Genomic DNA, 24,005 nt, shown 5'->3' with positions numbered 1-24,005 from the left:
CATGGACGTCTCCAAAGTCCCGAGCCCGGTCAAACGGGTCGTGCACCTGGGATCCCGCTCGTACGGCCGGCTCACCGCGCCCGCGCGCATGACCCCGTCGTTCCTGATCTGTGGTGGCCAGCGCTGCGGCACCACGTCGCTCTACCGCGCGCTCGCCGCCCACCCGGCGGTGCTCAAGGCCGTGCTGCACAAGGGTGTGCACTACTTCGACGTGTCCTACGACCGCGGGATGGGCTGGTACAAGGGCCACTTCCCGATGCAGCGCAGCGCCGAGAAGATCCGCACCAAGCTCGGGTTCGAGGCGCAGACGTTCGAGTCGAGCCCGTACTACATGTACCACCCGCAGGCGGCCGCCCGGATCGCCGCTGACCTGCCCGGGGCAAAGCTCGTGGTGCTCGTCCGTGACCCGGTCGAGCGGGCGTACTCGCAGCACCACCACGAGGTGGCCCGCGGCTTCGAGCAGGAACGCGACTTCGGCAACGCGCTCGCCCTCGAGCCGGCCCGGCTGCACCGCCAGGAGCACCGGCTGGCGACCGACCCGTCGTACTACTCGTTCGCCCACCAGCACCACGCCTACCGGGCCCGCGGCGAGTACGCGCGCTACCTGAGCGTCATGGCCCAGCACGTCGGCCGCGAGCGCATCCACGTCGTCGAGAGCGAGCGGTTCTTCACCGAGCCGGAGCAGGCGTACGACGAGGTGTGCGAGTTCCTCGGCCTGCCCCTGGGGCTGGAGCGGCCGGCGTTCGAGCGCCACAACGCCCGTCCGCGGAAGTCCGACATGGACCCGGTGCTGCGCCGCGACCTGACCAACCACTTCGCCGAGCACGACGACGCACTGATCTCATGGCTGGGCCGGGTACCGATCTGGCGTCAGGCATGACCACGACGGCGGTCGCCGACCCGCCGCGCCGCAAGGGCACCCAGGGTGTCGCGCGGGGCGGCCTGGCCAACATGGCCGGCTCCGCGCTGGCCGGTGGGACCGGCGTCGCCGTCACCTGGGTGGTCGCGCGCGGCCTCGGCGCCGAGCAGGCGGGCGCGTTCTTCGCGGCCACCGCCGCCTTCGTGCTCGCCGGAGGTCTCGCCAAACTCGGTACGCAGACCGGGCTGGTCTACTGGCCGGCCCGGCTGCGCGCCACGGGCCGCGACCACCTCCTCGGCACCTGCCTGCGCACCGGCCTCGTCCCCGTGCTCACCCTCGCGGTGGTGCTCGGGGTCGCGATGTGGTTCGGCGCACCCGCCGTCGCGCACCTGACCGCCGCGGACTCACCGCACGTCGTCGACGCGCACACCACCGGCCTGCGGGTGCTCGCCGTCTTCCTGCCGCTGCAGGCGCTGACCGACGCCCTGCTGACCGCCACCCGCGGGTACAAGGCCATGCGGCCGACCGTCACGCTCGACCGCATTCTCCGCAGCACGCTGCAGTTGCTGTGTGTGGGTGCGGTCGGCGTGGCGGCCCTCTGGACCACCGCTACCCTGCCGGCGTTCGCCCTGGCCTGGGCGCTGCCGTACCTGCCGGTGACCGTGCTGGCCGCGTTTGCGCTGCGCCGGACCTACCTGGCGGGACGCCCCGAGCGGCCGAAGATCCGGCGCAGCGAGCAACGGCAGCTGCGCCGCGACTTCTGGCGGTTCACCGGGCCCCGGGCACTGGCCAGCGTCGCCCAGCTCGCTGTGCAACGCGTGGACGTGCTGCTCGTCGCGGCGCTGGGCGGGCTCGCACCGGCCGCGATCTACGCCGTCGCCGGGCGGTTCGTGGTGCTCATCCAGTTCGCCAACCAGGGCATCTCGCAGTCGGTGCAGCCACGGCTGGCCGAGGCCCTGGCGACCGGCGACCGGGAAACCGCCAATCACCTCTACCAGACCGCCACCGGCTGGCTCGTCCTGGTGACCTGGCCGATCAACTTCCTGGTCATCCTCTTCGCGCCGCTCTACCTGGGACTGTTCGGCGACGCCTACCGCCAGGGCGCCGACGTGGTGATCGTCCTGGCCTGCGCCATGCTCGTCGCCACCGGCTGCGGCATGGTCGACATGGTGCTGGCGATGGCCGGGCGCACCTCGTGGAACCTCGTCAACGTCCTGATCGCGCTCGGCGTGACGATCGGCCTCGACGTCCTGCTCATCCCCCGGTACGGCGCACTCGGTGCCGCCATCGGCCTCGCCTGCGCGATGGTCGCCAACAACCTGCTGCCGCTCGTGCAGGTGGGCCGCTCCGCCCGGCTGCACCCGTTCGGCGCGGGCACGCTGGCCGCCGGTGGGCTCTCCGTCGCCTGCTTCGGCGTACTGCCCCGGGTGGTCACCGCCGTGGCCGGCACCGGCGCCGCCGGACTCACCCTGGCCGTGGCGCTCGCCGTGCCCGCCTTCGCCGCGGGCGCCTGGCTGCTGCGCGGCCGCCTCGCCCTCGATGCTTTCCAGCCCCGCAAGCTCATCCAGAGGAGGACCGGTTGACCACCGACTACACCAAGGTGTTCCAGGACGCGGACGCCGTCGACAAGTACGAGCACGTCACCTACGCGCCGGACAGCTACGCGTCGCGGATCAACGAGCGACAGCAGGCGTACCTGCGCAAGCTCGTCGACAAGGAGTTCGACACCGCACCGGTGCAGCACGACTTCGCCTGCGGCACCGGCCGGGCGATCCGTACGCTGCACGGCCTGGTCCGTGAGGCGCACGGGTACGACACGTCGGCCGAGATGATGGCGAAGGCGGCCGAGGTCGGCTCGCAGGCCCACTGGCACCAGGTGCCGATGGACGGCCCGGTGCCGAACCCCGTCCAGGCCGGCTACCCGGCGATCGTGACGATGTTCCGCCTGCTGCTCAACGTCCAGGAGGACGTCCGCGACCGGGCGATCGCCTTCGCGGCCAAGGTCCTGCCGGACGCGAAGTCGGGAGTCCTCGTCGTGGAGAACCACGGCAACGCCGGTTCGCTGCGCCACCTGCGGGCGCAGCGGCACTCCGGCGAGCGCTGGTTCGCCGAGCTGTCGCACGAGGAGGTCGCCGCGCTGCTCGACCGGCACGGCTTCGAGATCGTCGAGCGGCGTGGTTTCTCCATGCTGACCGAGTCGCTCGACAACAAGGTGCTCGCCCGCGCCGCCGACGCCGCCGCCCGCAAGCTGCCGGGCACCGACGCCTTCGCGGTGAACGTCCTCTACACGGCCCGCCGGAAGAAGTAGCCACTGTCATGCGTCGCGTCCTCGCCCTGCTGGGCCTGCTCGTCCTCGTGCTCGCCGGCTGCACCTCGAACCGGCGGGCCGAGCCCGAGCCCACGCCGTCCCCCGACCTGACCAGTGCGCCGATCGCGGTGGCGGTCAACCCCGGACCGTTCGAGTCCGGGCCGTTCGAGGCGCCCTCGACCGGCGCCTACCTGGGCGCCTGGATCAAGCCGGACGCGCTCACGCACGTCGGCCGGGTCGAGGCCGTGGCGGGTCTCGAGGAGGACCTGGGCCGGCCGCTGGACATCATCAACACGTACCGGCGGTTCGAGCAGATGGTCGGCACCGAGTCCGACGCCGAGTTCCTGGACCAGGGCGCGACGCTGATGGTCAGCTGGGCGACCGGCGACAACCGGTCGATCCTCGCGGGTGAGCACGACCGCCTGATCAAGCAGCAGGCCAAGGCCATCCGCAAGGTCAAGAAACCGGTGCTGCTCCGCATCCGCTGGGAGATGGACCGGCCCAACCTGCGCGCGACGATGTGGTCCGGCGAGGACTACATCGCCGCGTACAAGCACATCCGCGCGATCTTCGCGGAGCAGCGGGTGAAGAACGTGTCCTGGGTGTGGTGCCCGACCGCTGAGGGCTTCATCCGCGGTGACGCACCGGCCTTCTACCCGGGTGACGACCAGGTCGACTGGACCTGCGTGGACGTCTACGCCGGGAACGTCTTCCAGCCGATCGGGCAACTCATGGGCCCGTTCCTGCAGTGGGCCGCCCAGCGCCCCAAGCCGATCATCATCGGCGAGTTCGGCGTGGCCAAGGCGTGGGGTTCGCAGGGGCGAGCCGACTGGTTGAAGAACGCCGCCCGGACCTTCAAGGCGAACCCCCAGATCAAGGGTGTCGTCTACTTCGAGTCCAACCCGGAGGGCAACGGGCCCAAACAGCAGTTCCAGCTGGCGGGCGACAGACCCGCATTCCGGGAGTTCACCAAGCTGACCAAGGACCCGTACTTCAATCCGCGGTAGTGCTTCGCGGGCACCCGCGATCGGCAGCCATCTGCCACCATCGAAGCCGTGCAGCCCTCGACGTCGCGCTACCAGTTCTCGTACGGCTTCACCACGAGCCGCTCGACCCGCCTGCTGTTCCTGACCTTCGCTGGTCTGCTCGGTGTGCCCGCGGCCGGCTGTGTCGGCGCCATCGTCGGCGGAGGCATCGCGACGCTGTTCGACGAGCCGGGGCCCAACGGCAGGGTGCTGATCGTGATCCCGATCATCCTCGTCCTCCTGCTGGGCGGCGGCATGCTCGCCTGGCTGGTGGTCAGCATCCGCACCGTCGCCAAGATGGGCGCCTCGCTCGAAGGCACCCGCCTGACGGTGCGGGAGCGGCGTTCCGCGACGGTTGATCTCGCCCGGGCCCGATCCGTGTCGCTGCAGCCGTCCCGCATCCGGTGGAAGACCCCGCCGCACGCCGGCGTTGCGACCAGCGATCAGATCCCCGAGGTGGTCGTCATCGGGGACGAGGGCGAGGTTCGGATGCGACTCAGTAATGCTGAGCGTGTGCCGATGTCCCCGCAGGAGCTCCACATCCTCGCGGGTGTCCTGAGGACGGTGCAGGCGCCCGGCGCGGCCCAGGTGGCCCAGCATCTCCAGGTGCTGGCCGGGTCCGCGCCGAACCGGGGCTGATCAGCCCCGGCGTGTGGCGGCGCCGGCCAGCAGACGCATGGCGTAGGGCGCATCGTGCTTGAGGTACCGGGTTGCGAGCCGGCCGGGTTCCGTACCGAGCCGGTGCGCCCATTCCAGACCTGTCTTCTGCATCCAGCGCGGTGCCCGGTCGATGTCGCCCGCGACGAAGTTGACCGCGGCGCCGCAGCCGATGAACCACGCCGCCGGTAGGGCCTCGCGCAGCCGGGTGATGACTGCTTCCTGCTTCGGGAAGCCGAGTCCGACAAACACGAGGTCGGGTTCGGCGCCTGCCACCTTGGCGCAGAAGTCCGCGTAATTACGCTGGTCCTTCTCGAAGCCGAAGTCCGGGCAGAGCGTCCCGGCGATCCGCAGGCCGGTGCACTTCGCGGCCAGGCGATCCGCAGCGCGGGTGGCACCGTCCTTCACACCGTCGGCGCCCGGGGCCCCGCCGATCACAAAGATCGAGCGCTGGTCGTAGCCCAGGCCCCGGGACAGCGACCAGATCAGGCTGCTGCCCGCGACCCGCTCCGGCAGCGGGGTTCCGCTGAGCTTGCTGGCCCAGACCAGCGGCATCCCGTCGGCCACGACCAGGTCCGCGTCGTCCAGGTACGCGCGTACGCCGTGGTCGGTCTGCGCCTGCCGCAGGATGTCGATGTTCGGGGTGAGGATGCGTCCACCCCGGCCCTCCGCGATCGCCTCGCGGACCACCGACACGACCTCGTCCTCGGTGATGCGATCGATACCCGTGCCGTCCAGCTGGACGCGATCAAAAGCCTCGACTGTCATACAACGCCTCCTTCAACCCTGTTGCTTCGTTATACGAGCGAAACGAGCGAAGGTGGTCGAAAGTGGCACGGGTTCTATATTTGGGCGGATTAGGACGAAGCGGGACAACGTTGGTCGAGCGTCTGCTCGGGGAACTGCCCTCCGTGTGTGCGCTCGGCGAGATCGTCCACCTGTGGCAGCGCGACATCCGCGACGACGAACGCTGCGGCTGCGGCGCCCGCTTCTCGGCCTGCACCTTCTGGAAGCGCGTCGGTCAGGTGGCGTTCGGCGGCTGGACCAATGTGGACGTCGACCGCGTGCACGCGCTGCGTGATGTCGTGGAACGCACCCGCCACATCCCCCGCCTCGCCGGCGCCAACCTCCCCGACGCCCAGCGCGCCGACGTCCGCGAGTACGCGGGCTACTACGCCAAGGTCTACGCGGCCGCCGCCGAGGTGTCGGGTGCCGCGGTGGTTGTCGACTCGTCCAAACACAGCGCTCTCGCTCATGTGCTGCGCTGGGCGGACGATGTGGACCTGAGGGTCGTGCACGTGGTGCGGGACGCACGCGGCGTCGCGTACTCGTGGACCAAGACCGTCTCCCGGCCGGAGACGGACGGCAGCGACGAGATGACCCGCTACTCGCCGGGTCGATCGGCCCTGCTGTGGAACGCCCACAACGCCGCCTTCGGGCTGCTGTCGCGGCGCGGCGTCCCGGTCCGGCGCATCCGCTACGAACAGTTCCTCACCGATCCCCGTGCCGCGCTGCGCGAACTCGCCGACTACGCCGGAGTCCCGGCCGGCGACGACGACCTCGCCTTCCTCGGCGACGGGTACGCGGATCTCGGCGTCGGTCACAGCGCCGCCGGCAACCCGATGCGCTTCACCGTCGGGCGGCTGCCGATGCGCCGCGACGATGCCTGGATGCGCTCACTCCCCAGCGGCCAGCGCCGCCTCGTCGGTGCCGTGTGCGCGCCGATGCTGCGCGCGTACGGCTACCCGCTCAACCCCGCAGAAGTGTCCCAGGAGGCGTGATGAACTGGCCGTCCGTCGGTGTCGTGATCCCCACCCGCAACCGCCCGGAGCTGGTCCGCAAGGCGATCGCCGCCGTCCGGGACCAGCGTTATCCGGGCGAGGTCAAGATCGTTGTGGTGTACGACCAGACCGAGCCCGACTATCTCCTCGCCTCGACCGAGGGCACCCAGGTCCTGGTCCTCACCAACTGGCGCACCTCCGGCCTGGCCGGCGCCCGCAACACCGGCATCCTGGCGCTGGACAGCGAATATGTGGCGTTCTGCGACGACGACGACAAGTGGGCGCCGGACAAACTGCGCCGCCAGGTCGCCGCCCTGCTGGCCGAGCCGGACTCCGAGTTCGCCACGTGTGCGATCGAGGTCGAGTACGAGGGCAAGACAACACCGCGGCTGGCCGGTTGCAGCCGGGTGACCGTCGACGAGCTGGCCCGCTCCCGGATGGCGATGCTGCACTCGTCGTCGTTCCTGGTCCGCCGGGAAGCGCTGGCCGAGTCGGCGATCGGCCTGGTCGCCGAGGACGCGCCGGGCAGCCAGAACGAGGACTGGGACCTGCTGCTGCGCGCCGCCCGCCGGTCGCCGATCGTGCACCTCGACGAGCCGCTGGTCCGCGTCCTGTGGGGACGGACCTCGCACTACGCGTACGAGTACGCCACCAAAATCTCGTCCCTGCGCTGGATGATGCAGAGGCACCCGGAGATCAGCGGTTGCCGGCCGGGCGCGGCCCGCGTCTACGGGCAGCTGGCGTGCTGGTCGGCGGCGACCGGGAACCGCAGTCAGGCCTGGCAGTTCAGCAAGGAGGCGGTCCGCGCGAACTGGAAGGAGCCACGCACCGCGATCGCCCTGGCGGCCATGACGGGTGCGGTCAAGGTCGAGAACGTGCTCTCCGCCCTGCACAAACGTGGCCGAGGTATCTAACACACACTCTTTTGCGCACACCCGATCAGCAGGTAGTGTTCGCACGTGTGCGAATTCGTGCGGTTAGAACAACTCATCGTGGGTGAGTGCTGATGCTGGCGCAGCAGCGTCAGGCAGCCATTCTGGACCGGGTGCGAGCGGCCGGCGGCGTGCGCGTCAGCGAGCTCGCCACCGAGTACGGCGTGTCCGACATGACGATCCGCCGTGACCTGGAGTCTCTCGCCGACCGGGGTCTTCTGGCGAAGGTACACGGCGGCGCCACCACGGTGAGCCCAGGTTCGGCACACGAACCGGGCTTCGCGGCCAAATCCGTCCGCCAGCGGGCCGAAAAAGCGGCGATGGCCATGCGGGCCGCCGCTCTGGTCTCCCCCGGCGACGCCATCGCGCTCTCCGCGGGCACCACGACCGCCGGGCTCGCCCAGCGACTCGTCGACGTGCCCTCGCTGACCGTGGTCACCAACTCCATTCCGGTGGCGGACATCTTCTACCGGGCCGGGCGCCCGGACCAGACCGTGGTGCTGACCGGCGGGACCCGGACCCCGTCGGACGCCCTGGTCGGCCCGGTGGCGGTCGCCGCGATCGGCACGCTGCACCTCGACGTGCTCTTCCTCGGTGTGCACGGCATGAGCGAACGAGCCGGCTACACGACACCGAACCTGATGGAGGCCGACGTCAACCGGGCGCTGGTCGAGGCGGCCGAACGACTGGTCGTGCTCGCGGACCACACCAAGTGGGGCACCGTCGGCATCTCCTCGATCGTGCCGCTCGAACGCGCCGACGTCGTGATCACGGATGACCAGCTGGACGAGACCGCACGCGCGGTCCTGGCGGAACAGGTGAACGAGCTGATGGTGGTAACCGCTCAATGATCTCCAAGAGGACAGCGATCCGGCTCTCCGACGGCCGTGAGCTCATCTACTTCGACGAGACCGCGGACTCGGGGCGCGCCAAGTGGCCGGACACCCGGCAGCTGCCGCCCCCGCCGCCGACGTCGCAGCTTCGGTACGACCCGCTGGTCGACGAGTGGGTGGCGGTCGCCGCGCACCGGCAGACCCGCACGTTCCTGCCGCCGACCGACAAGTGCCCCCTGTGCCCGTCGACGCCGGACTTCGCGAGCGAGATCCCCGCTCCCGACTACGACGTCGTCGTGTTCGAGAACCAGTTCCCCTCGTTCAGCGACCGGGTCAAGGCCGGTGAGATCACCGAGCTCACCGACATGGTTCCGGTACGCCCGGGCGTCGGCCGCTGCGAGGTCGTCTGCTTCACCAGTGACCACAACAGCTCGTTCGGGGCGCTGACCCCGGAACGCGTCCGCACGGTCGTCGACGCGCTGGCCGACCGCACGACGGAGATGTCCGCGCTCACGGGCGTCGCGCAGGTGTTCCCGTTCGAAAATCGCGGGATCGAGATCGGCGTGACGCTGAGCCACCCGCACGGGCAGATCTACGCCTACCCGATGGTTCCGCCGCGCACCCAGGCGATGCTGCGGGCGGCCCGGAAGCACGCCGAGCACACCGGCGGCCGCAACCTGTACGCCGACGTGCTCGCCGCCGAGCGCAAGGCCCAGGTGCGTGTGGTCACCGCCAACGAGCACTGGACGGCGTACGTGCCGGCGGCCTCGCGCTGGCCGTTCGAGATCCAGCTCGCCCCGAACCGCCAGGTGCTGGACATCCCGGCCCTGACCGACGCCGAACGCGACGCCTTCGGCCCGATCTACCTGGACATCCTGAAGCGCTTCGACGCGCTCTTCGACCGGCCCATGCCGTACATCTCGGCCTGGCACCAGGCGGTCACCGGTGAGGGACGCGACCTCGGTTACCTGCACCTGCAGCTGTTCAGCATCCGCCGGGCGGCGGACAAGCTGAAGTTCCTGGCCGGTTCGGAGTCCGCGATGGGCGCCTTCATCAACGACATCGTCCCGGAGACCGCCGCGCAGATCCTGCGCGACGTGCGCTGAGCCGAGATTAGGGGGCGGGGGGCCCGGGACAAGGCCCCCCGCAGGGAAGGGACGGCAGGCGTCGAGCGCCTACTGGCCGCACTTCCGCGCCAGAACCGGTCGGCGCCCGGGACGAGGCAGCCAGATCGGTGGGCGACTGACGCAGCGGTGCGACCGTCATCCGTTTCACCAAGAGAAACGAGTGGCGTTGCCCTTGGTTACGCGTCCTAAACATGCGCTTTGTCGCATAGGTCACACACAAAAAGGCCGCCGGGTCTCCGGCGGCCTTTTTCGGTACGCGATCAGGCGAGCTTGCGCGCCAGGTTCTCGTCCAGCGCGTTCATGAACTCGTCCGTGGTCAGCCAGGGTGCGTCCCGCGAGATGAGCAGCGCGAGGTCCTTGGTCATCTGACCGCCCTCGACCGTCTCGACGCAGACCTTCTCGACCGTCTCGGCGAACTCCGTGACCGCCGGGGTGCCGTCGAGCACACCGCGGTGCTTGAGGCCACCGGTCCACGCGAAGATCGACGCGATCGGGTTCGTCGAGGTCTTCTCACCCTTCTGCCACTGCCGGTAGTGCCGGGTGACCGTGCCGTGCGCGGCCTCCGCCTCGACGGTCTTGCCGTCCGGCGTCATCAGCACCGAGGTCATCAGGCCGAGCGAGCCGAAGCCCTGCGCGACGGTGTCGGACTGCACGTCACCGTCGTAGTTCTTGCAGGCCCAGACGTAGCCGCCCTCCCACTTCATCGCGGCGGCGACCATGTCGTCGATCAGCCGGTGCTCGTAGGTGATGCCGGCTTCCTTGAACTTCTCCGCGAACTCGGTCTCGAAGATCTCGGCGAACAGATCCTTGAACCGGCCGTCGTACGCCTTGAGAATCGTGTTCTTCGTCGACAGGTAGACCGGGTAGTTGCGGGCCAGGCCGTACCGGAACGAGGCGCGCGCGAAGTCGCGGATCGAGTCGTCGTAGTTGTACATCGCCATCGCGACGCCGCCACCCGGGTAGTCCGCGACGTGGAACTCCATCGGCGCGGAGCCGTCCTCGGGCGTGAACGTGACGGTGAGCTTGCCCGGCCCCGGCGTCACGAAGTCGGTCGCCTTGTACTGGTCACCGTGCGCGTGCCGGCCGATGATGATCGGCTTGGTCCAGCCCGGTACGAGCCGGGGGACGTTCGACATGATGATCGGCTCACGGAAGACCACACCACCGAGGATGTTGCGGATCGTGCCGTTCGGCGACCGCCACATCTTCTTCAGGCCGAACTCCTCGACGCGAGCCTCGTCCGGGGTGATCGTCGCGCACTTGACGCCGACGCCGTGCCGCTTGATGGCGTTGGCAGCGTCGATGGTCACCTGGTCATCGGTCTCGTCGCGGTACTGGATCGACAGGTCGTAGTACTCGAGATTGACGTCGAGATACGGCAGGACCAGCTGCTCGCGGATCTGCTTCCAGATGATCCGGGTCATCTCGTCGCCGTCGAGCTCCACGACCGGGTTGTTGACCTTGATCTTCGCCATCGACCGGCGCTCCTCTCCCGGGACACACATGCTCTAGCAGTACGAGCGTACTGCAGCTCGTAACAAGATCGCCTTTGACCCTTCCCTCAGGATGCGCCCGGACCTGGCGAGAAGTTGGGAAACCCGTAACCGGCAGGCAGTCGCATCGAGACATGTCATTGCCTGAGAAGCTCGATCTGCCGATCAGCCGCCGACTCTTCGTCTCCGGGGTCGCCGGCGTGGAGTGACCACCGCCGACCCGCGGCTCGGACACTCCGTGCATGTCGATGTGCGCGGGCTGCGCTCGGACGCCGTCTACTACTACCGCTTCCGGGCCGGGACGCAGGTGTCGCCGGTCGGGCGGACCCGGACCGCGCCCGGGTCCCGGTCGAAGCCGCGGAACCTGCGATTCGCCTTTGCCAGCTGCCAGGACTACCAGGCCGGGTTCTACACGGCCTACCAGCACCTGGCGGCCGAGGATCTGGCGTTTGTCGCCTTCCTCGGGGACTACATCTACGAGGGTGCACCCAACCCCAACGCCGCCCGGCAGCACGAGGGCGCCGGGGAGCCGTACTCCCTCGCCGAGTACCGGAACCGGCACGCGCGCTACAAGAGCGACGTGAATCTGCAGGCGGCGCACGCCGCGTTCCCGTGGATCGTGACCTTCGACGACCACGAGATCGACAACAACTGGGCCGACGAGATCCCGCAGGACCCGGCGTTGCAGACGCCGGAGGCGTTCCGGGCCCGGCGGATCGCCGCGTTCCAGGCGTACTACGAGCACATGCCGCTGCGCCGCAGTTCGCTGCCGGCCGGGCTGGACATGCAGGTCTACCGGCGGCTGCGGTTCGGGTCGCTGGCGAGCGTGCACGTCCTCGACACCCGGCAGTACCGCAGCGACCAGCCCGCCACCCTGACCGCGGCCCAGGATCCGGCGCTCACCATGACGGGCCCCGAGCAGGAGAAGTGGCTCGTCGACGGGCTCGAATCGTCCGGCAGCCGGTGGAACCTGCTGGCCAACCAGGTCATGTGGGCCTCCAACGACCGCAAGGCGGGTCCGGAGCAGTCCTTCGACTTCGACAACTGGGACGGCTACCGGGTCCAGCGCAAGCGCCTCCTGGAAGGGTTCGGCCGCGTGGACAACCCGGTCGTGCTCACCGGGGACCGGCACTGCACCTGGGTCTGCGACCTGCGGCCCGACTTCGACGACCCGTCGACGCCGGTGGTCGGCGCCGAGATCACCGGAACCTCCATCACCTCGGGCGGCAACCCGGACGTCGCCGGATTCCATGCCACGTACGACCCGATCATGGCCGAGAGCCCGCACTGGCGGTACATCGACAACCAGCGCGGCTACATCGTCTGCGACGTGAACGCCGAGCGGATGCTCAGCAGTCTGCGTCTCGTCGACACGATCTGGGCCACCAGCGCGACGGTCCGCACTGCGGCGGAGTTCGTGGTCGAGGCGGGCCGGCCCGGCATCGCCTCGGTCAGCGAGGAGCAGGCACTCCTGCGCCGGCAACCGCCGGCCGGGCCGATCTACGACGTCCACGACGATCAGGACGCGCACCCGCTGCGCGGCTGACGTTTTTTCGCGGACAGCGCGGCCGGGTGCGGGGAGGGCAGAATGACGTGATGTCTGCCCTCCGCCGCATCGGCCCTCTGACCGTCATCGCGTTGCAGGATGCCGAGGGGCCGCACTTCGATCGGCGTGAGGATGCGATCCCGGGGGCGACCGGGGACCAGTGGGCCGCGGCCGACCGGTTCGATCCGGGTGCGCGGGCCGAGGACGGCCGGTGGTGGTTGCGCTTCCGGAGCTTCGCGATCCGGTACGGCGACAGCGGCCCGGTCACCCTGGTCGACGCAGGGATCGGGCCGGCGCATTCACTCGCCGCCGACTGGGCGCCCGTGCCGGGGCAGTTGCCGGAGGAGGTGGCTGCCGCCGGGATCGCCGCGGAGGATGTCGAGGCGATCGTGCTGACCCATCTGCACACCGATCACATCGGGTGGGCCGTGCCGGCTGACTCGCCGTTCACCAACGCGCGGGTGGTCGTGCAGCGCGCCGACGTCGAGGCCTACGCGGCGGCGAGCGCCTGGTCACGGCAGGAGGAGGTGCTGCTCGAGCCACTACGGCGGCTGGGCCGCCTGCACGTGGTCGACGGCGACACCGAGCTCGGCCCCGGAAAAAAGATCATCTTCACGCCGGGGCACACGCCCGGGCACCAGTCGGTGCTGGTCGAGGGTGGGGGCGACAGCCTGCTCATCACCGGCGACCTGCTGGTGCACGCGGTGCAGCTTGTTGATCCGTCACTGGCCTACGGGCATGACATGGACGCTGACCTGGCCCGCATCAGCCGGCATGCGGCGTTGACGACGGCCCGGACCGGTGACTCGTGGTTGGCGGTGTCGCACTTGGGTCAGCCGTACTGCCGTACAGAAGCATGAAAGGCCGGGGTGCACGGACCCCGGCCTTCCCACTGCTTTTGATTTACAGCTCGGCGACGTCCGCCTGCTTGGCGCGGACGGCCTCGGCGGCCTCCTTGAGACCGGCGAGCTCGGTGTCGGTGAGCGCGGTCTCGACGACCTTCTTCACACCCTCGGCGCCGATCTCGGCCTCGACACCCAGGTACACGCCCGAGATGCCGTATTCGCCGTCGACCCAGGCGCAGACCGGCATGACCGCGCCGGAGTCCTCCGCGACGGCCTTGGCCATGCGGGCGGCGGCGGCGGACGGCGCGTAGTACGCCGAACCGGTCTTGAGCAGCGCGACAACCTCGGCGCCACCGTTGCGGGTGCGGGTGACGAGCTCCTCGACCTTGTCAGCGGGGAGCAGGTCGGCGAGCGGCTTGCCGTTGACCGTCGACTTCGACGGCACCGGGACCATGGTGTCGCCGTGCGAGCCCAGGGTCAGCGTGGTGACGGTGCTGACCGGGACCTTCAGCTCCTCGGCGACGTTGTTGGTGAAACGCGCCGAGTCGAGCATGCCGGCCTGGCCGAGCACGCGGTTCTTCGGGAACTGCGTGGCGATCTGCGCGAGCGCGGTCATCTCGTCGAGCGGGTTCGACACGACGATGACAACGGCGTTCGGGGCGTACTTGGCGATGTTCTCGGCGACCGAACGCACGATCTTCGCGTTGACACCGAGAAGGTCCATGCGGCTCATGCCCGGCTTGCGGGGCAGGCCGGCGGTGATGACAACGACGTCGGAGCCCTCGATGGCCTCGTAACCCTCGCCGTTCGGGCCGGTGGTGGCGCCGACGATCTTGGTCTCGAAGCCCTCGATCGGCCGCGACTGGTTGAGGTCCAGCGCGAGTCCCTCGGGCTTGCCCTCGACGATGTCGGTGAGCACCACGGTCTCGAAGATGTCGTACTCGGCCAGACGCTGTGCGGTCGTGGACCCGTAGAAACCGGCGCCTACGACGGTGACCTTCTTGCCCATGTCTCTCACTCCCAGTCGGCGGGACGATTTTTCCGGACCGTATCAGTCGGTTAACGGCGCATTACCTGGCAGGGCCGTCCGGGGGGAGGTAAACCACTCCTCAGCCCATGACCTGAGCGCCGTGGGCGGTCGCGAACAGCGCCGCCTGAGCCAGATCGATCTTGGCGCCGTCGAGGGCGACACCGCGCAGCGCGACCCCGTCGAGGTCGGCACCGCGCAGGTCGGCGCCCTTGAGCACCGCGTCCTTGAGCCGGGCGTGCGACAGGTCCGCACCCCGCAGATCCGCCCGGGTCAGATCGGCGTTGGTCAGATCCGCCTCGCGCAGCTTCAGGCCACCGAGCTTCGCGGCGGTGAGGTTCGCCCCGCGCAACGAGACAAAACCCCAGTCGCCGCCGTCGATGGTCAGCGGGCGCAGTCCACAGTCGAGGAACTGCGTACCGGTCAGTTTGCAGCCGGTGAGCGTCGCGTCGAAGAACGAGGAGCGACGCACCACCGACTGCGTGATCGCACAGGTGGTCAGCTCGGCCGCGTTGAACCGCACGTTACCGAACTCGCAGTGCGTGAACGTGCAGCCGCTGAGTTTCGCCTCGGACCAGTCGACGTCGTGGAACGCGCAGTCCTCGTAATGTGCGCGTTCCACCTCGGCCAGAGCCCAGTCCTGGCCGGAGAACGTCTCGTTCCGGACGACGTCCATCAGTGGTAGAAGTGCCGCGTACCGGTCAGGTAGACGGTGAGTCCGGCCTTCTCGGCCGCCTCGATCACCAGGTTGTCGCGGATCGAGCCACCGGGCTGCACGACGGCCTTGATGCCCGCCGCGATCAGCACCTCGAGGCCGTCCGGGAACGGGAAGAACGCGTCGGAGGCGGCCACACTGCCCTTGGCGCGGTCCGCACCGGCCCGGTTCACGGCGAGGTGCGCCGAGTCGACCCGGTTGACCTGGCCCATGCCGACACCGACGGTCGCGCCGTCGTGCGCCAGCAGGATCGCGTTGCTCTTCACACTGCGGATCGCCCGCCAGGCGAACGCCAGATCCGCGAGGTCCTCGGGCGACGCCGCCTCACCGGTGGCCAGCGTCCAGTTCGCCGGGTTGTCACCCTCGGCGTCGATCCGGTCCGACATCTGCACCAGCACACCGCCACCGACCTGCTTGATCTCCGCGGGCGGCGGGTTCCAGGCCGGCGCGACCAGCACACGCAGGTTCTTCTTCTCCCGGAAGACCGCAAGAGCCTCCTCGGTGAACGACGGCGCCACGACGACCTCGGTGAAGATGCCGTCCAGCTGGTCGGCCAGCTCCACGGTCACCTGCCGGTTGACCGCGATGACCCCACCGAACGCCGACACCGGGTCACACGCGTGCGCCTTGCGGTGCGCCTCGGCGACATCCGCACCGACCGCGATGCCGCACGGGTTGGCATGCTTGATGATCGCCACGCACGGCTCGGTGAAGTCGTTCGCCGAACGCCAGGCGGCGTCCGCGTCGACGTAGTTGTTGTACGACATCTCCTTGCCGTGCAACTGCACGGCCTGCGCGAGCCCGGCCGGCGCGTTCGGGTCCAGGTAGAGCGCGGCCTGCTGGTGCGGGTTCTCGCCGTAACGCAGCGCACTCTCCCGCTTCAGCGCCAGCCCGGCGAACTCCGGCCACTCCGACGGCGCGAGGGTCGTCGCGCACCAGTTGGCCACCGCGACGTCGTACTCCGCGATGTCGGCAAAAGCGCGAGCCGCGAGCAGCTTCCGCTGCGTCAGCGTGAAACCGCCGTCCCGCACGGCGTCCAGGATCAGCGGGTACGCGGCCACGGACGTCACCACGGCGACCGACGGGTGGTTCTTCGCCGCCGCGCGGACCATCGCGGGGCCGCCGATGTCGATTTGCTCGACACACTCGTCGACGGTCGCACCGGACGCGACGGTCTCCGTGAACGGGTACAGGTTGCTGACCAGCAGGTCGAACGGCTCGATCTGCAACTCGGCGAGCTGCGCCTCGTGGGCCGGCAGCCGCAGGTCGGCGAGCAGCCCGGCGTGCACCTTGGGGTGCAGCGTCTTGACCCGGCCGTCCAGCGTCTCGGGGAAACCGGTCAGCTCCTCGACCCGGGTCACCGGCACACCGGCGGCCTCGACGGTCGACGCGGTCGAACCGGTGGAGACGACCTGCACACCCGCGGCGTGCAGAGCCTGCGCGAGCTCGACCAGACCGGTCTTGTCGTACACGCTCAGCAGCGCGCGCTTCAGCGGACGGCGACCGTCTGTGCCGCTACCCAAGCCTGGACTATCAGTCGGCGGAGCTGCGCTCGTCATGGAATGGAGACCTTCCTGTCCGTGATGGTCCAGCCTTCGCGCACGAGCCGGCCGACGTACTCGACCAGCTGCCCGCGCTCGGCTTCCTTGATCCGCTCGGTCAGCGTCTCCTCCGTGTCGTCGTCGAGCACGGGCACACTGACCTGGGCGATGATGGGTCCGGTGTCGACACCCGCGTCGACGAAGAACAGCGTCGCCCCGGCGATCTTCACGCCGTACGCCAGCGCGTCGCGGGGTCCGTGGATCCCCGGGAACGACGGCAGCAACGCGTTGTGCGTGTTGACGTACCGGTCGCCGAACGCGGTCAGGAACTCCGTCCCGACCAGCTTCAGGAAGCCGGCCGAGATGACCAGGTCCGGCTTGTGCTCGGCGACGTGCGCGGTGAGCGCGGCATCCCAGTCGGCGCGGGTCGGATAAGCCTTCACCGAATCCACGAACGTGGGCACGCCGGCTCTCCCGGCACGGTCGAGCCCGGCGATGCCGTCCCGGTCGGCCCCCACAGCAACAACCTTCGCACCGTACGCGGGATCCGCGGCGGCATCGAGAAGGGCCTGCAAATTGCTGCCGGAGCCGGAGACGAGGACGACCAGGCGGGCGGGCGCGGGGTCTGTCACCCGAGCACCCTATCGCCGAGCCCGTTCGGGCTGCTGAACGGGGCACAAAGGCGGACAGCAAAACCGCTGATCATCAGTTAGGCTGCGGGCCGCTCACGTGATGGCCCGCGTGAACGTTGATATGCACATCACCGCATTGCGCGGACTTATCTGGAGGATTCGCCCGTGACGCCACCGCCTTACTACGGTCAGCAGCCGCCCGCAGCCCCGGGCAACGACAAGGTGACGCTCTGGGGCGTCCTCGGCATCGTGTTCGCGTTCTGCTGCTGGCCCCTCGGCATCGTCTTCGGCGTGCTGAGCCTGCTCGAGGCCCGCAAGGTCGGCAAGCAGCCGACCCTCGCCTACGTGACCTTCGGTGTCATCGTCCTGGCGCTGATCGTCAACATCATCCTGGCCGCCACCGGCGCCCTGGGTGACATCATGTCGAACAGCTGATCGACACCCCGCACCACCGAAGGGCGCCCGGCCACGGCCGAGGCGCCCTTCGCCATTCACAGCTCGACCCGCACACCTGACGGATCCGGCAGCCCGATCACAACCGTCAGCCCGGCGCAATGCAGGCGAACCCGGGCTCGGTGACCCCAACTTCGCTGTAGTCGGGCCAGGCCACCCAGCGAGCCCGGCGGAAATGCAGGCGAAGCCAGGCCGCCCGGCCGGCCCGGCGCAATGCAGGCGAACCCGGGCTCGGTGACCCCAACTTCGCTGTAGTCGGGCCAGGCCACCCAGCGAGCCCGGCGGAAATGCAGGCAAAGCCAGGCCCGCCCGGCCTCCCCGGCGGCGGAGCCGCTTGTTGCAGGTCGAACCGCGCTGCGCACGGGATCCAGCACGTCACCCGCGATTCCGGCCCGGACGCTAGCGGCCGTTCACCGGCAGCCCTCATTCCAGCCGCCTTCCTTACCCGAACCACTTCCGGAGCGGCCGGGGCGAATCCGCGGGTGCGAAGGTGCAAGGCCAAGGCGCAGAGATCTGCGCGGGCGGCGGGACTGCCGTGGTTCAGCCGCGGGCGGGGGCGCGGAAGGCGCGGCCCGCAGCCGCGCCGATGCTGGCCGAGACCGCGACCACGATGGTGGCGACCAGGGTGACCTGCCACGGCACCGGGCCGATCTCGGCGAGGCGGCCGTTGCCCATCGAGCCGCCCGACATCCATGACAGCAGGCCGAGCAGCAGGCCTGCGACCGGTCCCGACAGGACCGCCGCGCCCAGGACCAGGGACCAGCTCGGTTCGGCCGGGGCCGGGTCGCCGGGGTTGCGGCCGTGGACGAGGTGGCCGTCGACGACGTGGTGGATGCTGACCAGGCGGCGGGTCAGGAGCCAGCCCGAGGCCATCGCGGCCAGCACCGGTACGGCCAGGAGGGCGGCACCGCTCGCGCCGATCGGGCCGTTGGGGAGGCCGGCCAGCAGCGGCAGGGTGGGCAGCAGTGGGCCGACCGTCACTTCGGTGAGGCGTACCACGGAGTCGGTGCCGAGCAGGAAGCCCGGTCCGAGCAGGTAGGCCGCCGCCCAGATGACGCCGTTGGCGCCGTAGGCGAGGCTGACCAGGGTGATGCCGGCCTGACCGGCGACACCCGTCCGGTAGGCGGAGATCATGTCCGCGGCCTGCCCGCCGCCGACCGCGACCGACAGGCCGGCGATGGCCGCGCCGGCGGCCAGGATGAGCAGGGCCGACATCACGCCTGCGCGCAGGCCGTGGCGCAGCGTCGGTGAGATGCGGCGGGCGACGACGACCAGCGCCTCGGTGCCGCGCAGGGAGCCGATCAGGGAAAAGGCGAGGCCGGCGAGGAAAAAGTTCAGGGCCGCCCGGGTCGGGGAGACGTCCGTGCCCCGGCCGTCGACGACGAGGGCCGCCAGCAGACCCAGGATCGCGTACGCGACCCCGATCGTCCCCGCCACCAGCAGCGCCACCCGGGGTGAGCCGCTGCGGCGGGCGCCGATGGCCCGGGTGACGTGGAGGCCGGCGCGGTTGAGGCGCCAGCCGGCCAGGAGGGTGAGGAGCAGGGGCGCGACACCTACGGGGCCGATGGAGGTGCCGATGGGCACACCGTGGCCGAGCAGCCAGCCCGCCAGGCCCGCGTGTGCGGCACCGCCGAGGCCGCCCTGGCCCTCGAGCGTGCGGGCCAGGCCGACGACCGCGGCCACCGGCACGTACGCGACGAACGCCGCCCAGAAGGTGGCGAACGCCGCGGCGACCGGAAGCGGGGCCCGTCCACGGCTGTCGACGGGGCGTCGCTGGCCGGGCAGCTTGACCGTGGGGTGGTTACGCGGGTCGATGCGTACCGTGGACCGGTCGGCGGGGTTGATCTTGACCGTGGAGTGGTCGCCGGGCGTCGAGCGGCGCACCGTGACCGGCACCGTCTCGCGGGCGGCAAGGTGAACGGCCTCGGCGGCCTCGAACTGGTCCTCCGAGCCGGCGGGTCGACCGTCGGGACGGTCGGGGGTGGTCGGCATCGCGGCCTACTTTTCCACGCCGGACGGCCTGCGGCGACGCAGAAACGACGACTCGCCGCCGAACGATTCCTCAGGCGAGGGGAAAAACGCCCGTAACGGCGGCGCGCCGCCGCCCGGATCGGGAAGATCCGCGCGACGGCGCGTCTGCACGCGTACCAAGATCAGCTCATGACCTCGCGCATGAGCCGCGCGGTCTCGCTCGGGGTCTTGCCGACCTTGACGCCGGCGGCCTCGAGGGCCTCCTTCTTGGCGTCGGCGGTGCCGGCGGAACCGGAGATGATCGCGCCGGCGTGGCCCATGGTCTTGCCGACCGGGGCGGTGAAGCCGGCGATGTAGCCGACGACCGGCTTGGTCACGTTGGCCTTGATGAACTCGGCCGCACGCTCCTCGGCGTCGCCGCCGATCTCGCCGATCATCACGATCGCGTCGGTGTCCGGGTCGTCCTGGAACGCCTTGAGCGCGTCGATGTGGGTGGTGCCGATGATCGGGTCTCCGCCGATGCCGACGGCGGTGGAGAAGCCGAAGTCGCGCAGCTCGTACATGAGCTGGTAGGTCAGCGTGCCGCTCTTGCTGACCAGGCCGATGCGGCCGCCCGGGGTGATGTCGGCCGGGATGATGCCGGCGTTCGAGGCGCCCGGCGAGGCGATGCCGGGGCAGTTCGGGCCGATGATGCGGGTCTTCTGACCCTGCGCGACGTTGTACGCCCAGAACGCGGCCGAGTCCTGCACCGGCACGCCCTCGGTGATCACGACGGCGAGCGGGATCTCGGCGTCGATCGCCTCGAGCACCGCGGCCTTGGTGAACGCGGGCGGCACGAAGATGACCGACACGTCGGCGCCGGTCTCCTTGATCGCCTCGGCGACGGACGCGAACACCGGCAGCGAGGTGCCGTCGAAGTCGACGCTGGTGCCGGCCTTGCGCGGGTTGACACCGCCGACGACGTTCGTGCCGGCGGCGAGCATCCGGCGGGTGTGCTTGGAGCCCTCCGCGCCGGTCATGCCCTGGACGATGACCTTGGAGTCCTTGGTGAGCCAGATAGCCATGTCGTCACTTCCCCGCAGCTGCGAGCTCGGCGGCGCGCTCGGCCGCACCGTCCATCGTGTCCACCCGCTGCACCAGCGGGTTGTTCGCCGCGTCCAGGATCGCCCGGCCGGCCTCGGCGTTGTTGCCGTCGAGGCGGACCACGAGCGGCTTGGTGACGGCTTCGCCACGCTCACCGAGCAGGGCGAGCGCCTGGATGATGCCGTTGGCGACCTCGTCGCACGCGGTGATGCCACCGAAGACGTTGACGAAGACCGACTTGACCGCCGGGTCGCCGAGCACGATCTCGAGGCCGTTGGCCATGACCTGCGCGCTGGCACCGCCGCCGATGTCGAGGAAGTTGGCGGGCTTGACCCCACCATGACCTTCACCCGCGTACGCGACCACGTCGAGCGTCGACATGACCAGGCCCGCGCCGTTGCCGATGATGCCGACCTCACCGTCGAGCTTGACGTAGTTGAGGTTCTTGGCCTTGGCCGCCTGCTCCAGCGGGTCGACCGCGGACTGGTCGACCAGCGCCTCGTGGTCGGGGTGCCGGAAGCCGGCGTTCTCGTCCAGGGTGATCTTGGCGTCCAGCAGCAGCACACGGCCGTCGCCGACCTTGGCCAGCGGGTTGACCTCGACCAGGGTGGCGTCCTCGGCCACGAAGGCCTGCCAGAGCTTCACCGCGATGTCGACGATCTGGTCGGCCACGTCGGCCGGGAACTTGGCGGCAGTGACGATCTCGCGCGCCGTGACCTCGTCCACACCCTTGTTGGCGTCGATGGCGATCTTGGCGACCCGCTCGGGGTCCTCCTCGGCGACCGTCTCGATCTCCATGCCGCCGGCGACGCTGGCGATGCAGAGGAAGGTGCGGTTGGCCCGGTCGAGCAGGTAGGAGAAGTAGTACTCCTCCTTGATGTCGGCGGTCTCGGCCAGCATCACCTTGTGAACCGTGTGGTCCTTGATGTCCATGCCGAGGATGTCGGTCGCGCGGGCCTCGGCCTCGTCGGCGTCCGCCGCGAGCTTGACGCCGCCGGCCTTGCCGCGGCCGCCGACCTTCACCTGGGCCTTGACGACGACCCGGCCGCCGAGGCGCTCGGCGATCGCGCGGGCCTCCTGCGGGGTCTCGGCGACCCCGCCGCCCAGCACGGGCAGCCCGTGCCGTTCGAACAGGTCGCGCCCCTGATACTCGAACAGGTCCACGTGTCTCCTTTCGCTCGCGACGCTTGCCCCGGCAAGCCGCGTACCTGCGTCCCGACCTGATGTCCGCGGCGCGTCGCCGCCGGCGTGAGAGAAATGTCGGCCCAGAGGGCCTCAATTCGCAGCCTAGCCACAACACCACCGGCTGCGCCGCTGCGGGTGCGCTGTGTGCAAGACGGCACAGGTCCGTCGTCCGGCACCCTGCCCGCAGCCGCTCGGGCCTTCGCTGGAAAAAGACGCCCCTGGTCGCGTAACCCTGCTCTGGAGGCGTCGTTGAGTGTGTTGTCAGAGCGCTGAGCGATGACAAATACGGCCGATGCCCTGTCGGTCGAGGGGTGGCGGCGGGGCATCGTGCATGAGAGGCCGGACGTGTGAGGGGTGCGTCCGGCCTCTCCCCTTAACTCTTTGCAGCTAATTGGTCACGCTACTGGCGTGGCCACATTGGCGCGTACCCATTCGATGATGGATGCGGTCGTCGCGCCCGGCGTGAAGATATGCGCGACACCGAGCTTCTCCAGTTCGGTAATGTCGTCGGCCGGAATAATGCCGCCGCCGAATACCACGATGTCAGCTGCGTCACGTTCCGCGAGCAGTTCCACCACGCGGCGGAACAGCGTCATGTGGGCCCCCGAGAGCACCGACAGCCCGATGGCGTCCGCGTCCTCCTGGATGGCCGTCTCGACGATCTGCTCCGGCGTCTGATGCAGCCCCGTGTAGACGACTTCCATGCCGGCGTCCCGCAGCGCCCGGGCCACGACCTTTGCGCCGCGGTCGTGCCCGTCCAGCCCCGGCTTCGCCACCACGACCCTGATCCGTGCTTGCATCTACGACCCCTTCGGCGCTCACCGGCAACACTGCCGGCCGACCCTGTGACTGCCACCTGAACGAACGGTAACCCCTCACCGTTGAACCGTGGAAGCCACCGCTCCGTACTACTGCGCAGACCAAGACCACCTCGGCTTATTACGCAAGCACCGTTTAACGTATTCCACGTCACATGACTTTGCGTTAGTAACGCAGTTACGGAGAGCCAACGCTGCTGGTACTCTGAAATGCCAGCAACTCGGACAATCGCCCCCGAATGCCGACAGAGAACTGTCAGGGAATTGGCGCTGCGACTTGTGACCGGCGTTGCGTTTCGTTACCGTGGCCCACGGCTGTCAACCGGTTAACCCCGGACCGACCGCTCGGCAAACCACCGTTCAGCATCTGTTCTGCTGGTCGGCTGCCGCTCTTTGCCACCGACGGAGGACTGTTCGTGCGTCAGCGCTTGTCGTCTGAGCCCGACCGCTATCGCGGCCGTCGCCGCGTGCCCACCCCTCCGCGCAGCCGCTATGCAGTTGTTGTCACCTCTGCTTTTGTCGGCGCCGGTGTGGTCGCCCTGGGAGCCGCCTCCGAGCTCCCGGACGCCAAGGCCGTCAACCCCACCGTCCTGCAGAACCTCAACGTCGCCGCCGACGGTGGTGACGCCCTCGCCGAACGTTCCGCCGACGGCGACCGCGCATCGCGGGGCGAGGAGCGCGCGGCCAACACCAAGATCTCCGACGAGGACGCGGAAGCCGAAGCCTGGCTGCTCCCCCTCGACGACTACGAGTTCACCTCCGCCTACGGCGTCCGCTTCGGCAAGCTGCACGCCGGCATCGACCTAGCGGCGCCCGAGGGCACCCCGTACAAGGCGGTTCACGCCGGCAAGGTGAAGTCCGCCGGTTACATGGGCGGCTACGGCTACGCCGTCACCGTCGAGCACTCCGACGGCACGGAAATGATCTACGCCCACTCGCGGCGCCTGCTGGTCAAGACGGGCGACGTGGTCAAGGCCGGACAGGTCATGGGCGAGGTCGGCAACACCGGTTACTCCTACGGCACCCACCTGCACCTCGAGGTCCACGTCGGCGGCAACCCGACCGACCCGATCGTCTTCCTCCGCGAGCACGGCGTCGACATCAAGCTCCGGATCGAGTCGGTGTACGGCATCGCCTCCTGATCCCAGCAACACCCTCGCGCGGCTGGACCTTC

The 24,005-nt window shown here is 69.6% G+C and carries 23 protein-coding genes; 13 read left to right on the top strand and 10 right to left on the bottom strand.

Going from position 1 to position 24,005, the window contains the following annotated elements; all coding sequences use genetic code 11:
• The first annotated feature begins 1 nt into the window (after position 1).
• From AFR_RS05245 to AFR_RS05225, 5 genes are read left to right on the top strand one after another with little or no spacing between them, the layout of a single operon-like run.
• Positions 2-880 carry a sulfotransferase gene (locus AFR_RS05245; protein WP_023358857.1) on the top strand — a complete coding sequence of 293 codons (879 nt, stop codon included), beginning with the start codon at positions 2-4 and terminating at the stop codon, positions 878-880.
• Entirely contained in the window at positions 877-2,442 is a 1,566-nt protein-coding gene (locus AFR_RS05240; protein WP_023358855.1) for a lipopolysaccharide biosynthesis protein, read from the top strand. Before AFR_RS05245 ends, AFR_RS05240 begins: the two co-directional genes overlap by 4 nt.
• Entirely contained in the window at positions 2,439-3,167 is a 729-nt protein-coding gene (locus AFR_RS05235) for a methyltransferase domain-containing protein (protein ID WP_023358853.1), read from the top strand. The genes AFR_RS05240 and AFR_RS05235 overlap by 4 nt, the downstream gene beginning before the upstream one ends.
• An 8-nt stretch (positions 3,168-3,175) precedes the next feature.
• A complete protein-coding gene (locus tag AFR_RS05230) occupies positions 3,176-4,174 on the top strand; it encodes a glycosyl hydrolase (RefSeq protein ID WP_023358851.1) in 999 nt (332 codons plus the stop codon).
• Between the two features lie 48 nt (positions 4,175-4,222).
• Entirely contained in the window at positions 4,223-4,831 is a 609-nt protein-coding gene (locus AFR_RS05225; protein WP_023358849.1) for a hypothetical protein, read from the top strand.
• Here the strand turns inward: AFR_RS05225 and AFR_RS05220 are convergent, their stop codons facing one another.
• Entirely contained in the window at positions 4,832-5,617 is a 786-nt protein-coding gene (locus tag AFR_RS05220; RefSeq protein ID WP_023358847.1) for a WecB/TagA/CpsF family glycosyltransferase, read from the bottom strand.
• Positions 5,618-5,679: 62 nt separating this feature from the next.
• On the opposite strand from AFR_RS05220, the gene AFR_RS05215 reads away from it, so the two are divergent.
• The 4 genes from AFR_RS05215 to galT all read left to right on the top strand — a co-directional run bounded on the left by AFR_RS05215 (position 5,680) and on the right by galT (position 9,501).
• Positions 5,680-6,630 (top strand): sulfotransferase, encoded by a 951-nt coding sequence (locus AFR_RS05215; RefSeq protein ID WP_041840617.1) that lies wholly within the window; start codon positions 5,680-5,682, stop codon positions 6,628-6,630.
• On the top strand, positions 6,630-7,544 hold the full coding sequence (locus AFR_RS05210; protein WP_023358843.1) for a glycosyltransferase family 2 protein: 915 nt from the start codon (positions 6,630-6,632) through the stop codon (positions 7,542-7,544). The genes AFR_RS05215 and AFR_RS05210 overlap by 1 nt, the downstream gene beginning before the upstream one ends.
• Before the next feature lie 92 nt (positions 7,545-7,636).
• Positions 7,637-8,413 (top strand): DeoR/GlpR family DNA-binding transcription regulator, encoded by a 777-nt coding sequence (locus tag AFR_RS05205; RefSeq protein WP_023358842.1) that lies wholly within the window; start codon positions 7,637-7,639, stop codon positions 8,411-8,413.
• Positions 8,410-9,501, top strand: coding sequence for a galactose-1-phosphate uridylyltransferase (gene galT, locus AFR_RS05200; protein WP_023358840.1), 1,092 nt, complete (start codon positions 8,410-8,412; stop codon positions 9,499-9,501). The genes AFR_RS05205 and galT overlap by 4 nt, the downstream gene beginning before the upstream one ends.
• A 281-nt stretch (positions 9,502-9,782) precedes the next feature.
• Here the strand turns inward: galT and AFR_RS05195 are convergent, their stop codons facing one another.
• Positions 9,783-10,997 carry an NADP-dependent isocitrate dehydrogenase gene (locus AFR_RS05195; protein WP_023358837.1) on the bottom strand — a complete coding sequence of 405 codons (1,215 nt, stop codon included), beginning with the start codon at positions 10,995-10,997 and terminating at the stop codon, positions 9,783-9,785.
• A 256-nt stretch (positions 10,998-11,253) separates the two neighbouring features.
• Here AFR_RS05195 and AFR_RS05190 point away from each other — a divergent pair, with 256 nt between their 5' ends.
• Together AFR_RS05190 and AFR_RS05185 are read left to right on the top strand one after the other, a co-directional pair.
• Entirely contained in the window at positions 11,254-12,561 is a 1,308-nt protein-coding gene (locus AFR_RS05190) for an alkaline phosphatase D family protein (RefSeq protein ID WP_238547235.1), read from the top strand.
• A 50-nt stretch (positions 12,562-12,611) separates the two neighbouring features.
• The gene (locus tag AFR_RS05185) at positions 12,612-13,421 is read left to right on the top strand and encodes an MBL fold metallo-hydrolase (protein WP_023358834.1); all 810 of its coding nucleotides are present in this window, start codon (positions 12,612-12,614) and stop codon (positions 13,419-13,421) included.
• Between the two features lie 43 nt (positions 13,422-13,464).
• Here the strand turns inward: AFR_RS05185 and mdh are convergent, their stop codons facing one another.
• The 4 genes from mdh to purN form a co-directional block, all read right to left on the bottom strand.
• Positions 13,465-14,415, bottom strand: a complete 951-nt coding sequence (gene mdh, locus AFR_RS05180; RefSeq protein WP_023358831.1) for a malate dehydrogenase — start codon at positions 14,413-14,415, stop codon at positions 13,465-13,467.
• Positions 14,416-14,515: 100 nt separating this feature from the next.
• A complete protein-coding gene (locus AFR_RS05175; RefSeq protein WP_023358829.1) occupies positions 14,516-15,109 on the bottom strand; it encodes a pentapeptide repeat-containing protein in 594 nt (197 codons plus the stop codon).
• A complete protein-coding gene (gene purH, locus AFR_RS05170) occupies positions 15,109-16,707 on the bottom strand; it encodes a bifunctional phosphoribosylaminoimidazolecarboxamide formyltransferase/IMP cyclohydrolase (protein WP_148307875.1) in 1,599 nt (532 codons plus the stop codon). Before purH ends, AFR_RS05175 begins: the two co-directional genes overlap by 1 nt.
• Complete coding sequence (gene purN / locus AFR_RS05165; RefSeq protein WP_023358825.1) at positions 16,704-17,321, bottom strand: phosphoribosylglycinamide formyltransferase; 618 nt, start codon at positions 17,319-17,321, stop codon at positions 16,704-16,706. The genes purH and purN overlap by 4 nt, the downstream gene beginning before the upstream one ends.
• Positions 17,322-17,486: 165 nt before the next feature.
• Here purN and AFR_RS05160 point away from each other — a divergent pair, with 165 nt between their 5' ends.
• Positions 17,487-17,756 (top strand): hypothetical protein, encoded by a 270-nt coding sequence (locus AFR_RS05160; protein WP_023358823.1) that lies wholly within the window; start codon positions 17,487-17,489, stop codon positions 17,754-17,756.
• A 558-nt stretch (positions 17,757-18,314) separates the two neighbouring features.
• Here AFR_RS05160 and AFR_RS05155 read toward each other — a convergent pair.
• The 4 genes from AFR_RS05155 to icmB all read right to left on the bottom strand — a co-directional run bounded on the left by AFR_RS05155 (position 18,315) and on the right by icmB (position 22,813).
• A complete protein-coding gene (locus tag AFR_RS05155) occupies positions 18,315-19,766 on the bottom strand; it encodes a cell division protein PerM (protein WP_023358821.1) in 1,452 nt (483 codons plus the stop codon).
• A 161-nt stretch (positions 19,767-19,927) separates the two neighbouring features.
• Positions 19,928-20,809, bottom strand: coding sequence for a succinate--CoA ligase subunit alpha (gene sucD / locus AFR_RS05150; protein ID WP_023358819.1), 882 nt, complete (start codon positions 20,807-20,809; stop codon positions 19,928-19,930).
• Positions 20,810-20,813: 4 nt separating this feature from the next.
• Entirely contained in the window at positions 20,814-21,992 is a 1,179-nt protein-coding gene (gene sucC, locus AFR_RS05145; protein WP_023358817.1) for an ADP-forming succinate--CoA ligase subunit beta, read from the bottom strand.
• Between the two features lie 416 nt (positions 21,993-22,408).
• On the bottom strand, positions 22,409-22,813 hold the full coding sequence (gene icmB / locus AFR_RS05140; protein WP_023358815.1) for a coenzyme B12-dependent isobutyryl CoA mutase small subunit: 405 nt from the start codon (positions 22,811-22,813) through the stop codon (positions 22,409-22,411).
• Between the two features lie 434 nt (positions 22,814-23,247).
• Here icmB and AFR_RS05135 point away from each other — a divergent pair, with 434 nt between their 5' ends.
• Positions 23,248-23,973, top strand: a complete 726-nt coding sequence (locus AFR_RS05135) for a M23 family metallopeptidase (RefSeq protein ID WP_041840615.1) — start codon at positions 23,248-23,250, stop codon at positions 23,971-23,973.
• The last annotated feature ends 32 nt before the right edge of the window (positions 23,974-24,005 follow it).

This window comes from Amorphoplanes friuliensis DSM 7358 (genome assembly GCF_000494755.1).
Lineage (GTDB): Bacteria > Actinomycetota > Actinomycetes > Mycobacteriales > Micromonosporaceae > Actinoplanes > Actinoplanes friuliensis.
The sequence above is the reverse complement of the archived record's forward strand: the minus strand, read 5'-3'. Positions and strand labels throughout refer to the sequence as shown.